The 13,510-nt window shown below is 37.7% G+C and carries 10 protein-coding genes; 7 read left to right on the plus strand and 3 right to left on the minus strand.

Annotation, left to right across the window (positions count from 1 at the left end; translation table 11 throughout):
- Nucleotides 1-599: 599 nt before the first annotated feature.
- Entirely contained in the window at nt 600-2,324 is a 1,725-nt protein-coding gene (locus FHK89_RS10570) for a TROVE domain-containing protein (RefSeq protein WP_230659941.1), read from the minus strand.
- Nucleotides 2,325-2,837: 513 nt separating this feature from the next.
- Here FHK89_RS10570 and FHK89_RS10575 point away from each other — a divergent pair.
- Genes FHK89_RS10575 through rtcR form a run of 6 tightly spaced genes read left to right on the plus strand, consistent with a single transcriptional unit; the run spans nt 2,838 to nt 8,763 of the window.
- The gene (locus tag FHK89_RS10575) at nt 2,838-3,665 is read left to right on the plus strand and encodes a hypothetical protein (protein WP_230659944.1); all 828 of its coding nucleotides are present in this window, start codon (nt 2,838-2,840) and stop codon (nt 3,663-3,665) included.
- Nucleotides 3,666-3,682: 17 nt separating this feature from the next.
- Nucleotides 3,683-4,516, plus strand: a complete 834-nt coding sequence (locus FHK89_RS10580; protein ID WP_230659946.1) for a hypothetical protein — start codon at nt 3,683-3,685, stop codon at nt 4,514-4,516.
- Between the two features lie 31 nt (nt 4,517-4,547).
- On the plus strand, nt 4,548-4,970 hold the full coding sequence (locus tag FHK89_RS10585; RefSeq protein ID WP_230659949.1) for a DUF4288 domain-containing protein: 423 nt from the start codon (nt 4,548-4,550) through the stop codon (nt 4,968-4,970).
- A gap of 10 nt (nt 4,971-4,980) precedes the next feature.
- Nucleotides 4,981-5,439, plus strand: a complete 459-nt coding sequence (locus FHK89_RS10590) for a hypothetical protein (protein ID WP_230659952.1) — start codon at nt 4,981-4,983, stop codon at nt 5,437-5,439.
- Between the two features lie 24 nt (nt 5,440-5,463).
- Nucleotides 5,464-6,981: a WG repeat-containing protein gene (locus tag FHK89_RS10595; protein WP_230659955.1), complete on the plus strand. Its 1,518-nt coding sequence runs from the start codon at nt 5,464-5,466 to the stop codon at nt 6,979-6,981.
- A 57-nt stretch (nt 6,982-7,038) separates the two neighbouring features.
- Entirely contained in the window at nt 7,039-8,763 is a 1,725-nt protein-coding gene (gene rtcR, locus FHK89_RS10600) for an RNA repair transcriptional activator RtcR (RefSeq protein ID WP_230659959.1), read from the plus strand.
- Nucleotides 8,764-8,893: 130 nt separating this feature from the next.
- Here the strand turns inward: rtcR and putP are convergent, their stop codons facing one another.
- Both putP and FHK89_RS10610 read right to left on the minus strand, forming a co-directional pair.
- Nucleotides 8,894-10,393 (minus strand): sodium/proline symporter PutP, encoded by a 1,500-nt coding sequence (gene putP, locus FHK89_RS10605; RefSeq protein ID WP_230659962.1) that lies wholly within the window; start codon nt 10,391-10,393, stop codon nt 8,894-8,896.
- Between the two features lie 579 nt (nt 10,394-10,972).
- A complete protein-coding gene (locus FHK89_RS10610) occupies nt 10,973-11,848 on the minus strand; it encodes a LysR family transcriptional regulator (protein WP_230659965.1) in 876 nt (291 codons plus the stop codon).
- Nucleotides 11,849-12,083: 235 nt separating this feature from the next.
- Between FHK89_RS10610 and leuC the strand changes: the two genes are divergently transcribed.
- Nucleotides 12,084-13,502 carry a 3-isopropylmalate dehydratase large subunit gene (gene leuC / locus FHK89_RS10615; RefSeq protein ID WP_230659968.1) on the plus strand — a complete coding sequence of 473 codons (1,419 nt, stop codon included), beginning with the start codon at nt 12,084-12,086 and terminating at the stop codon, nt 13,500-13,502.
- Nucleotides 13,503-13,510 lie beyond the last annotated feature (8 nt).

Genomic DNA, 13,510 nt, shown 5'->3' on the forward strand with positions numbered 1-13,510 from the left:
AAGTTGAGCTACTGTCTAAAAAGACAGGAGGGACTCGAACCCTCAACCAATAAATTATCTATGTAGTCTTATCGGCATTCTTTATCAGGTATTATTTTGGCAAATAACTTTATTTACTGCATTTGTTGCCATTTATTACCATCACATTGTTCCCACCAAAGTGGGAGGCTAACAAACCAAAGTGGTCTTTTTATAAAAACCTGTAACAGACAAATTATTAGCAGTGTTTTTGCCAATAATTGAGGATTTGAACCTCATCGCTTTCGCTTTACCAATGTAGTCTATTACCGCATTTTGTTAGCTGTTTTATGGTCAAACCAAAGTTTGGTATGATTAAATCTAATGCGTTGCATTATGTCAGTTCATTTTACTGAGCTTAACATAAAATCCGCGTTTTTAGACCCCATGTAATCATACCTGCATTTTGACCAATATTAAGATTATGTTAGTATTTTACACGCTCTTAATCTTTTAACTTTAAATAAAACCTGAGCTTTATTTAAATTTAGTGTAATACAGTATTTTTTGTTTAGCAAGTTTTTTATAAGAATAAATTCAAAATAATAATTTTAAAGAAATAATTTTAAAGAAATAAACAGCTATGAAGCCTTTTTATTGCCTTCCTCTTTGTTTTCTACATTACTTTTAACTTGCCTATCTTTATTGGTTTGTTTATCAGTGATTTCTATTTTTTCAATTTCATTAACCCAATGGCTACCATCAAGTTTACCCTGACAAAACCAGTCAATTAATTGAAAAACGGTATCACTAAAGCCACCAATATTTAAAATATCCTTACGCTCTAACGCTTGGCTAGAAGTATAAGGCTGAATATCTACACAAATCAGCTTGGCATTGGGACAACGTTTTTTTAGTTTTTCCCATTCTTTCATCAGCCCAGTGCTACCATAACGGGGGCGAGGGTCAGTAAACTGGTCAGCCCATGATTCATTATCGGAAAAATAAATCATCACATCAACGTCTGCCTTTTCTTTATTTAATTCCACCAATGGGGCAGAAATCGCTGTACCACCACCCAAAAATGAGGACAAATATTGAGTGGTTTTAAAGACATCTATGGCGTTGGTTTTATCATTGCTTTTATCATTAGTTTTGGCATTGCTTTTTGATGAATCCTCATTTTTTGCAACACTGATTTTTTTATCCGTATGCTGATTAATCTCTTTTAACACTTGAGTATTAAATGGAATAATACGGGTATGCGGATTGACCTGATAAATGGCGGAGGCAAACAGCGAGGCAACGTCCACACAACGTAGCTTTGATGTCGCCCCACGCCGATGACCAGTGGCAGGCGATGACATTGACCACGACACATCGACAGCCACCACCACATTGCCCGCAATGCTTGGCACATTGGCAAGAGCGGTATTCATAGCGGTGCGTAGTGCGTCTTTAACCACCTCTGGCACATCTTCATTTAAAGCCGACCATGTGGTGAATAGCTGATACGGAAACACACGACTTTTGGCGATGGCTTGTGGGTCAGTCAGCGTCTCGGCGATACGTTCTGCCATACCGGCGACCTTAAATACCCCATGACGAGCAAAGGTGTTTAGGTTCATACGAAGCATTTGCCAGCTACCTTGCGAGGCAATTTGTTGCCAATGCTCATCGGTGAGCGGTAACGCCATCAATAGCTGAAACGGTACATCAGGCAAAGGCTGACGGTTATCTGCTTGAAATGCCAACAGTTGTTGCACCAATTCGGGCAGATTGTCGTTATCAAATTCTTTATCCAACGTCCATTTAAACAACGCCTCTTGGCGAGCGTCCTCAGGCTTGGGGTGAGTCATTTTTAGCACATCTTTTAAGGTTGGCGTATTGCCAATGCTGGCACTGACATAACGGTAATCATTGGCAGAAGTCAGCCAACCATTGACCATTTTTTTGGGCAATGACCCCAATGATTTGCGTCCCGTCACCCCAGAACGCATGATTTGTACAAAATTGCGTAACTGTTTGCCATTGTCAATCACCTGCGAAAATGCCAATTCAAACAAGCATTTACCATCATCACGATTGGACAAAATCGCCAATAGCAATACAGGCATGTCTTTCATGTGGCTGTGTTTGCGGGCATAAATTGCCAACTTTGCCAAAAATTCACTATCGACTTGTTTGGCAAGGTCAAGCACTTCGCTTAAGTGGTCTTGAGCATTGGCATAAAAGGTGTGATTGAGCGTGCCAGTATTGACCAGTTGCGCCAACGCTTGCTTGGACGATAGCTGATAGGCAACGCCCCCTGCTTGGTTGGTGGTGTTGGTTTTGTTTTTATCAGTGTTAATTAGGTCAGTATTCATGGCATGTTTCCTTTTATGCAACTTAACTTATGACATTCGCACCGCTTATTTGATAACTGATACTTTATTGTTAATCATGCTCTAATAGTCAATTCAAGATAATACTGTTACAAGGAAAACGAGCGAAGCTGTACAAGTAGTACTGCGAGAGAGTTTGACAAAGTAACAGTTTTGTATTGAGCCGACTATATTAAAGCATTGCTGTGCGACCGTGCTTAAGATAATGCGAACGCTGTGCCAACTTTGATTTTTATGGTGAAAATTTTTTATAAGTTATTGATTTTTAATAATTAAATTTTTTATGAAAATATTTCGGAAGTTCAAGAAGTAAAAAATATGGCTGTAAAATATAGTTATTATTCTATAAACTTATAATTATTTATATAAAAATAAAATACTATGAGTTGGAATAAAAGGGAGTTTAGGAGCTTAAAATTGGTTAGATAGGGTTATAATGATTGTGGCATATTATTTAGCATTATTTATCAAATACCCATACGGATACCTTGTCTTATGAGCAAATCTGCCTTCACTGACATTAAAGCTAAAATTGACCACTTGTCATTGACAATGCGTTTGCTGGTGGTGTTTGTATTGGGTGTCTGTGCTAGTTTGCTAATTAAATATCAAGTGTTGTATTGGGTATTTGACTATTGTTTGCCTTTATTTCTAGCTGTGTTACTCACTGCTAATTTAAAAAAAGAAAAAGAAAAAACTTTAGCAGGTCTTAGTTGGATTGTTGGGGGAACTTTACCGACTATTTTTCCATCTGTAGATTTAGAAAATATATTTTCTTTTTTTTGGTTTAACTTGCTTGCTTGGTTATGTTTCCAATGTCTTACTCAATGTGCTATATCAAGAAATAAGAAGGATTTTAATTATTGGAGGCATATTATTGGTTGGTTGCTAATATTTTATTGTGCAGTATATGTTAGGAATGTCATGGTCTTTGCTTTGGTTGTGATGTCTTTAATCAGAGCTTATCAAATATATTTTGCTGACAACTTATCTAAAATTAATAACAAAGGTTTTATTTTTAGTATTTTATTTCCTTGTGCTTTAGCTTTTTCTTTATTTGGTTATGCCTATTATAAAAATACAGAGCAACGTGAGCTAGCAGATGAAATAGTACAGCAGATACTCAGTTATCAAAAGCAACATGGTGAGTACCCGCCTACAGATAGTTTTAATGATTATAAAGATAGCGGTAAAATATATTACAATATTGATTCGGATAATATGCCTTTTTTATCTTATAGGGAATTTATACCAGCTAATCCTTATTGTCGTTATTATTATGATTTTGAAAACCGAAACTGGGATAGATATTGTATGGATTAATATAAAAAGGAATTTTAGTGACAAATAATATTATAAAACTTACCAGAGCTAAAATTGACCACTTACCATTGACAGTGCGTTTGCTGGTGGTGTTTGTATTGGGTGTCTGTGCTGGTTTGGCAATCAATTATGGGTATTCTTATGTACTGCTATATTTTTTTCTGACTTTCTGTGCAGTGGCATTAACAGCTAAGGTAGAATTACTTGCCCATAGATTTTTTATTGGAATAAGTTGGGTTGCTGGGGCTGTGTTGGTTGGTTTGTTTAACTATCAAGACTTAGCCGTTAGTCTATATTTTCCTGTGCTAGGCAATAGCATTGTTTGGATATTATTTCAGTCTATTGCTAATTTTTCGATAAGCTCGTATCAACCTTCTTTTATACGCAATGTTAAATATTGGCAATATATCTTTCTTTGGTTATTAATATTTATTGCTTCTATTCAAGCAACGCAGGCAATTATGATATTTTTTCTAGTTGCTATGTTGGTAGTTAGGGTATATCAATTATTTTTTATTGATGACTGGTCAGAAAATTATAAAAAATATTTTATATTTAGCATTGTTTTCCCTTGTGCTTTATGTGCCATGTTATTTTCCTATGCACATTATCAGCTATCTTTAACTCAAGAATCAGCGAATAAAATCTTGCAACAAGTCTTGGCTTATCAGCAACAGCATGGCAGTTATCCAGATGAGGAAAGTGTTTCTATCAATGAGGATAGAGGCGTGCGTTACTATGTTAATAAGGAAAATAATCCTCATCTTTCTTATAGAGAAGATATGAACACTTATTGTATAAATAAATATGATTTTGAAAAACAGAAATGGGATAGATTCTGTAGGGATTAAATAGGTATTTTTTAAAAAAAGGATAGTGATTATGAGTAAAGTTAATGACGAGAAACAGATATATGATAAAAATAAATCACCTGTGGGTTGGTATATTGGCTCGTATATTTTGAGATTTGTTGAGTTAAATGATAAGGATAATGATGACCCAGAGAGGTTTTTTACAATTTGGGAAAATACCATCATTGTGCAAGCAGAGGATTTATCTCATGCCTATGATAAAGTAGTTGCAAATGCTAAATTGATGTCAGAGCCTTACGAGGGAGGGCTTGAGGCTGTACCTGTTCAGTGGCGATTTGAAGGTATAACCGAGTTATTACCCATTTATGAGCCATTAGAGGACGGTGCGGAGATTATGTATAGTGAGCGTAGGCGTAAGTTAAAAACATTACGAAAAATTGCCAGTCATGATAAAGCAGATTTTCTTTTTTCAATGTTAGGGTATGAAGTCTAAGAGGTAATCAATGTATGGATATATAAAAATATTAAAGCAAGATATAGATGATTGTAGTGATTATTATCATTCATTAATAGTTAGCTATTTATTAAGAATTTCTAATGATAGTGTGATAGTAGATTTTTCTAGTATGATGGATAGTGAGGAGATTTTAAATATTGCTAAAGGCTTAAAGAATTTTTCTGGTAAATATAATGAATCCTGCCATTTTAAGGGTATTGAGCTTTCGTTATCTATAAAATATTTTGAATCAACAAATAAAACAGCATTACACTTTATATGTATAGATAGAGGAAGCCCACCATTTAATTATAATTTAGATTTTTATCTAATTGCAGAAGTTGCTGAGATTAATAGATTGGGTAGTATGTTAGAGCAATGGATACAAGATAAAGATGCAGATTATTTAGTTTGGTCAAAAGATGAATACTTTATCGGCGACCGTTATATTCATCAAGATTTTTAGTGTTAATTAACAATAAGGAAAGTTATGATTATCAGTTTAGTAAGACAAGGTAATAAAATAGGTTTTATCAATCATCGCAATGAGGTTGTTATTGAGCTTGATGATTTTGATGATATTTACGCAGAATATAGCAATGAGTGGGGTTGTTCGGAAAATATTGTGTCATTAGCCAAAGAGAATCGATATGCTTTTTATAAAGTTGGACAGGGGCAGATAACACCGCATCGGTATTGGTATATTGATGATGATTTTCGAGATGGACTGGCAATCGTTACAAATAATAATTACTTGTATTGTGTCGTGGATACACAAGGTAACCATCGGCTAAAAGATTATACTAGTATTACAAGGGTTTATAATCCAGATAAGAAATGGTTTTTAGTGCGTCATAAAAGGCAGAATGATGATATAGGCTCCAATGAAAAATACAGATATAGCCTACGAGATGAGTTTGATAATCTAATTATCCTTTATGATGAAGAGATGGATTGTATTGATAAATACAGGTCTATAGATTTTTACTATACAGCTCCATATTTATATAGAAGAAATAAAGATAAGCTTGCCTTGTATGATATTTTAGGTAAACAGATAACTGGTTATAACTATGATGAGCTGGTTTGGAATGATATTAGAAAAGTATGTATTTACAAAAAATATTATAATCATAAATATGATAAAGTTGCAGAGAATAAAGAAGATGTTTCTATGATGGAGGTAGGAATATTAAATTTAGATGGAACAGAGTTTTGTCTAATTAAAACTCCTATTGATAATAATAAGAATAATGGAAAATCTTATGCAGATATTGAATATCTAATGAAAGATGTAGATATGGTGATTATAAAAAAAGATAGAAAATTAGGATTGATAGACTATCAAGGAAAAGTGGTTTTACCTACGATTTATGATAGGATTTATTTCAATGGATATATAAAAATCCCCAGTACGGAGGTGTTCTTTGTAAAAAATGAAAATTGGCTATTAATAAACCGCTGTGGTGAGGTGTTAACTAACTTTGACAATGACTATGACTATATTGATAGTATAAAAAATAGTTATATTGTGTTTGAGAAAAATAAAAAATATGGTGTGGTTGATTTTAATAATACAAAAATAGTTGATTTTGTTTATGATAATATTAACTTTATAAATTTTGCAAATCTAGCAATTGCTCAAAATTATCAAGGTAATGAAGGTCAAAAGAAATGTGTGGAAGTAGATATTATTGATTTAACTACAAAACGAGTAATCGCCACATTTCAAGATGTAGACTATTATGGTGTTGATAATGAGCATAGTATTATAGCGGTTTATAATGGCTATAAATGGGGGTTTTTTGATTTAGCAACACGTAATCTTATTATTCTCTTTCTTTATCATAAAACCGATGTTTTTCATTTGGGACTTTGTCCTGTCAGCCAAATCAATGAGCAAGGGCAAGAAAAATGGGGAGCGATTAATGCTAATAATGAGACGGTTATCCCTTTTATATATGATGATATGCGGGGATTTTTTGATAGTTATACAGGATTTGTATGATTTATAATAGAGTTATTCACTGATTTGATTAACTAATTTATAAGTTAAAGGCTCAATATGAGTAAAAAAACGGCTATCATCGGCTTTTTGGGTACGACATTAGATAAAGGCTTTAATGATAAGCGTTGGCAACGCTGGCGACCAACGGTGAGCCTATGCCTGCATGATGACATGTTGGTAGATGAACTGCATATCCTCTATAGCCCCAAAGACCAGCGTATGTATGATGTGATGGCGGGCGATATTACCCAAGTTTGCCCGACTACGCAGGTGGTGGGGCATCAAGTTAGGCTGGCATCACCGTGGGATTTTGCCCAAGTCTATGCTGAGTTGTATGACTTTGTGACAGGGTTTGATTTTGCTGAGGACACACAGTATTTATTGCACCTGACCACAGGTACGCATGTGGCACAGATTTGTTGGTTTTTACTCGTTGAGGCAGGGTTTATTCCTGCTAAGCTAATTCAAAGCTCGCCTTGTCCTAAACCTGAGCAATCTGACCCGCAAGGGTGCTATCAAATTATTGACCTTGATGTGTCCCGTTACGACAGCTTACGGGCAAGATTTGAGGCAGAAAAAGCCGAGCATTGGCAAACCCTGCAAGCCAATCTGGTTACTCAAAATGAAGCCTATCAAAAGCTGATTAGTGATATTGAAAAAGTTGCCACACGCTCAACAGCACCGATTTTATTGATTGGTGAAACAGGGGCAGGTAAATCGCAATTGGCAACGCAAATTTACACCCTAAAAAAAGACAAAGCAGGTGTGCAAGCAGGGGCTTCACTTGGTCAGTTTGTTGAGGTTAACTGTGCTACGTTGCGTGGTGATACCGCCATGAGCGTGTTATTTGGTCATGTTAAAGGGGCGTTTACAGGGGCAAATAGCAGTCGTGATGGTTTGCTAAAATCTGCTGATGGTGGGGTACTGTTTTTAGATGAAATTGGTGAGCTTGGGCTTGATGAACAGGCGATGCTACTGACCGCATTAGAAGAACAGCGTTTTTATCCTGTGGGTAGTGATATGCCAGTATCTGTGTCATTTCAACTGATGGCAGGGACAAATAAGGATTTGCGTCAAGCAGTGGCAGATGGTGAGTTTCGGGCAGATTTATTTGCTCGGCTTAATACATGGACGTTCTTTTTGCCGTCGCTAAAAGATAGGTTAGAGGATTTGCCTGCCAATATTGATTATGAATTGGCACGGCTTGGCAGTGAGCAACAACAGCAGTACCGTTTTGAGCGTGAGGCAAGACGATTATATGAGGCGTTTGCCACCAGTCATGAGGCGACATGGCAGGGCAACTTTCGAGATTTATCCGCCAGTATGATACGCATGACTACGTTAAGTGATAGCAAGGTGATACGATTGCCCGATGTCAAAGCAGAAATTCGACGCTTAATAGATTTATGGGAATTGCCGACTGATAATCTATCTTCCTCTTTATCTTTTCCCAAAAATAGCCTAAGCAAAAGCTCATTAAATAAAAATAATCTAACTAAAAACACCCAAACGCCCAAACAAATAGCAACGTCATTAGAGCAGTCCACCGAGCAGATATTAGAGCAGTACGTCAGTAAACAAGTACGCCAAGATATTGACCCGTTTGAGGCGGTACAGTTGGCGTATGTCATTACTGTGTGTCAGGGGCAAAAGTCACAAGCATCGGCAGGGCGGTATCTGTACGCCAACTCTCGTGACAAACTTAAAAATCCTAATGATAGTGATAGATTGCGCAAGTATTTGTTAAAATTTGGTTTAAAGTTTGAGGATTTGGGGGAGTAATGATTGCTATAATTTAGTCAATACTTGGCTAACCTTATCCATAAAAAATGCCCCATCACAATAAATAGTAATGAGGCATTTTTTCATTAAAACTCTTAAATTCTAACGGTTAGAGAATGACTTAATCTCATTAACCATTTAGGTTCATTTCCATCTCTTTAAATTGAGCACGGACTTTCTCTTCAGGACCACCCGTTGCCATACTGACCCCATAAATGGCAATACAACTTAAAATAAAGCCGGGTACGATGGCGAATAACCAATCGTTTAATGGCATACCATTAATAGTGAAAGGACCATATATCCAAAGAATAACCGTTAATGCACCAACGACCATACCTGCTACCGCACCGTTACGGTTCATACGTTCCCACAATAAGCTAATAATAACTAAAGGTCCAAAGGCTGCACCAAATCCTGCCCATGCATTTGATACAAGGTTAAGTACAGAACTTTCTGGGTCAGAGGCAAGCAAAATAGAAACTACAGCTACCACAACGACTGAAATACGTCCTACCAATACTTGACGAGCTTCTGGTGCTTCTCTGTCAAAGAATAACTTATAAACATCTTTGGTTAGCGAGCTTGATACCACCAATAGCTGTGATGAAATGGTACTCATAATCGCAGCTAAAATGGCGGCTAATAAGAAACCTGATACTAATGGGTGGAATAAGAACTGAGTAAATACTAAGAAGATGGTTTCAGGGTCTTCTAAGGTCATGGCTGTTTTTTGCACATAAGCACGACCTGCAAAGCCGACCATCAACGCACCAATAAGGCTAATAATCATCCAACTCATACCAATATTTCGTGCAGTTGGAATGTCTTTGACTGAGCGAATCGCCATAAAGCGAACAATGATATGTGGTTGACCAAAATAGCCGAGTCCCCATGCCATTAATGACACAATGCTCATAAAGGTCATGCCACTGGTAATATTGAGTAATTCAGGGTCAATATGACGCACCGCATCGATGGTTGGCGTTACCCCGCCCAGATCAGAAAAGGCAACAATCGGTACAATAATCATCGCAAATAGCATGATGACACCTTGCACAAAGTCGGTCATCGATACTGCCAAAAAACCACCAAATAAGGTATAAGCAACGACCACACCAGCAGTTACCCAAAGCCCCGTTTGATAAGATAACCCTAGGGCACTAACAAATAATTTACCACCACCAACTAAGCTGGCTGCGGTATAAACGGTAAAGAATATGATAATGACAATGGCTGAAATAACCCGTAATAGATGTGAGCGATCGACAAAACGGTTAGCAAAATAATCGGGTAGGGTAATGGCATTATCGGCGACTTCAGTATATACCCGTAGACGAGGGGCAACGATGATATAGTTTAAAAATGCGCCAATAGTTAGACCCAAAGCAATCCAAATACTGACAATACCAGAGGAATACATATAACCTGGTAGTCCTAGTAATAGCCAACCAGACATATCTGATGCACCAGCAGATAATGCCGTCACAGCAGGGCCTAAACTACGACCACCGAGCATATAGCCTTCTGAGTCATTGGCTTGTTTAAAATAGGCATAGACACCAATGCCAATCATTAATAAAAAATAAGCGGCTAGTGAGACTAGCACACCCGTTGATACTCCATTCATACAATACTTCCTTAGTAAATAAGAGCGACCCAATGGGGAAAATTTTTGCTCAAATTTAACATATTTGATTAAATCTTAGATGATGCTGCACATACAAAAAAGCCATTATGGCAAGTGCTACATAATGGCTTTTGGCTTTGTAGAATCTTATGAGATCAAGGATTTGGACTGTCAAAAACTCCGTGATTTAAGATAAAAAATGAGTGCAGCATGAATAAAAATGTTGTGTTTTATAACAAAAACGGATGTCTATTATAGAGGATGAAGACACAAATTGCTAACATTATGACACAAACGACTATTATTTTAGAAAAAATCATGAGTGTTTCATGTTAAGTTAATGATTAAATAGGGGCGAAACAGTGTTTCGCTATATTCCTTCTCAGGAAGAGGAACTGGTTTTTAAGTTCTCCCCTTGAAGTAAGGGGAGGGTTTAGGAGGGGTCATATATGATTTTATAAAACAAAATTGAGAGTAGGGTATTGACACAGGATATTTATAGTGGCTTATGTTAGACAGATGGTTTACTATCCACCAATAACTAACAATTCAATTTTAATTTTAGTCATCCATTTATTCTCATTCATCTATGGGAGCGAGCAGTTGCATCAGTGCCTCAACACTTGCAGAGCGAGTCAGATGTGGATTGATGACCACACCAAGATAACGCTGTAGCTCCAAGTTTTCTGCCATATCAATGCGAGCAAGATCCTGATTGATAAGAGTTTGGGGCAGTACCGACCAGCCTAAGCCGACGGATACCAGCATACGAATGGATTCTAACGGATTGGTACTCATAGTGGCATAAGGTTTGAGGTTTTGTTTAGCAAATTCTGCCAAAGTAATCTGACTGGTAAAGGTATTGGCAGCAGGTAAAATAGCACCATAATGTGCCAACTCCTCTAACGACACATTGGATTTTTTGGCTAATGATGATAACGTACCAGTAACAAAATACAGCGGATCTGACCATAAAGTATAATAGGTGAGACGTTTATCATAGACCGGTGGTAAAGTCAAAAAAGCCAATGATAAGTCACCATCTAATACCGATTTATGCGCCGATTCTGAGTCAACAAAATGTACCTCTAACTGTACCGCAGGATACATTTGGATAAACTGCTTGAGTACAGGGGGCAGATGATGCAAACCAATGTGATGGCTAGTCCCGATGACGAGCTTACCAGAGACGGTTTGTTGTGAGTTTTGGATATTGATTTTAAAATTATCATAATCATCTAGCCAGCGTTTGGCATGGGGTAGTAACTCAGTGGCGGCTTGTGTAGGCACAATACCTCGACCTAAAGTATCAAATAAAATGACATTAAATTCATCTTCTAAGTTTTTGATACGCTTGCTGACGGCAGGTTGGGTAATAAAAAGTTTTTCTGCTGCACCAGAAATACTGCCTGTTTGCATCACAGTGATGAAAGTTGTCAAATTGGTGGTATTCACTATTGCCTCACTTATAATAAGCTGGGTTAAAATTTCGGAAAAATTTATGGGATATTGAAGTTATTCTTGGTAAAAGATTAAATTGGATACTCCTCAATAGCAGGTATAAATAAAAGTTTAATAAATAATAAAAATCATCAATTATTATTATATGACTTGCCTGCTATAATCACAACATACAAAATTGCACGTTTATTATGGCAGCTTAAGCGCCACCATTGAAGAGGAAATTACTATGGCAGGTCAAACGCTTTATGACAAACTTTGGAATGCCCATTTGGTCAGTCAACGCGAAGATGGTTCAAGTTTGATTTATATTGATCGACATTTATTACATGAAGTCACCAGTCCACAGGCTTTTGAAGGGCTACGACTCGCCAACCGTGAGCCGTGGCGTTTATCTGCCAATATTGCCACACCGGATCACAATGTACCCACGGTTAAAAAAGAGCGTAGTGAAGGGGTTGCAGGCATCAAAGATGAAGTCTCACGTCTACAAGTATTTACCTTAGATGAAAACTGTGCGGCTTTTGATATTGCTGAGTTTACCATTAATGATGATCGTCAAGGTATTGTTCATGTGGTTGGGCCTGAGCAAGGGCTTGTATTACCCGGTATGACCGTCGTTTGTGGTGATTCACACACAGCAACTCATGGTGCACTTGGCTGCTTGGCTCATGGTATTGGGACTTCTGAGGTTGAACATGTATTGGCAACTCAGTGTCTGGTGCAATCAAAAATGAAAAACATGTTGATTAAAGTGGATGGCAAACTTGGTGAGGGCGTGACCCCTAAAGATGTGGTTTTAGCTATTATTGCCAAAATTGGTACCGCAGGTGGTACAGCCCATGCCATTGAATTTGCAGGCGAAGTGTTCCGTAATATGAGTATGGAAGGACGCATGACCGTGTGTAATATGGCGATTGAGGCTGGTGCACGTGTGGGTATGGTCGGTGTCGATCAAATCACCATCGACTATGTTAAAGGGCGCAATTACGCACCAACAGGTCAAGAATGGGAAGATGCAGTTGCCTATTGGAATACCTTACATTCAGATGAAGATGCAGTATTTGATACCATTATTGAGATGGACGGTAGTACCATTGCACCACAAGTTTCATGGGGTACATCACCTGAGATGGTGGTTGATATCTGTGATAAAGTACCAACACCAGATATGGCACAAGATGAAGTGCAAAAAGAAGGCTGGGCAAGAGCGTATGAGTATATGGGCTTGCGGGCAGGACAACCCATTACTGATATCAAGCTAGATCGGGTATTTATTGGCTCATGTACCAACTCTCGTATTGAAGATTTACGTGATGCCGCCGCGGTGATTAAAGGACGTAAAGTAGCTGATAATGTCAAAGAGGCGATTGTGGTGGCAGGCTCAGGACAAGTAAAACAGCAAGCAGAAGCTGAAGGCTTAGATAAGCTATTTGTCGAAGCTGGCTTTGAGTGGCGAGAACCCGGCTGCTCGATGTGTTTGGCGATGAATGCCGATAAACTACAGCCGCAAGAACACTGTGCCTCGACTTCTAACCGTAACTTTGAAGGTCGCCAAGGCAATGGTGGGCGGACACATTTGGTCAGTCCTGCTATGGCGGCGGCTGCTGCATTGGCAGGGCATTTTGTTGATGTGCGTGAGTTTTAATATTATTC

It is taken from the genome of Psychrobacter sp. I-STPA10 (assembly GCF_021012795.1).
Taxonomy (GTDB): Bacteria; Pseudomonadota; Gammaproteobacteria; order Pseudomonadales; family Moraxellaceae; genus Psychrobacter.

What these genes read in the sequence shown, in the direction of transcription:
- FHK89_RS10570 (WP_230659941.1), bottom strand. Translation starts at nt 2,324, where the DNA reads ATGAATACTGACCTAATTAACACTGATAAAAACAAAACCAACACCACC.
- FHK89_RS10575 (WP_230659944.1), top strand. Translation starts at nt 2,838, where the DNA reads ATGAGCAAATCTGCCTTCACTGACATTAAAGCTAAAATTGACCACTTG.
- FHK89_RS10585 (WP_230659949.1), top strand. Translation starts at nt 4,548, where the DNA reads ATGAGTAAAGTTAATGACGAGAAACAGATATATGATAAAAATAAATCA.
- FHK89_RS10590 (WP_230659952.1), top strand. Translation starts at nt 4,981, where the DNA reads ATGTATGGATATATAAAAATATTAAAGCAAGATATAGATGATTGTAGT.
- FHK89_RS10595 (WP_230659955.1), top strand. Translation starts at nt 5,464, where the DNA reads ATGATTATCAGTTTAGTAAGACAAGGTAATAAAATAGGTTTTATCAAT.
- rtcR (WP_230659959.1), top strand. Translation starts at nt 7,039, where the DNA reads ATGAGTAAAAAAACGGCTATCATCGGCTTTTTGGGTACGACATTAGAT.
- putP (WP_230659962.1), bottom strand. Translation starts at nt 10,393, where the DNA reads ATGAATGGAGTATCAACGGGTGTGCTAGTCTCACTAGCCGCTTATTTT.
- leuC (WP_230659968.1), top strand. Translation starts at nt 12,084, where the DNA reads ATGGCAGGTCAAACGCTTTATGACAAACTTTGGAATGCCCATTTGGTC.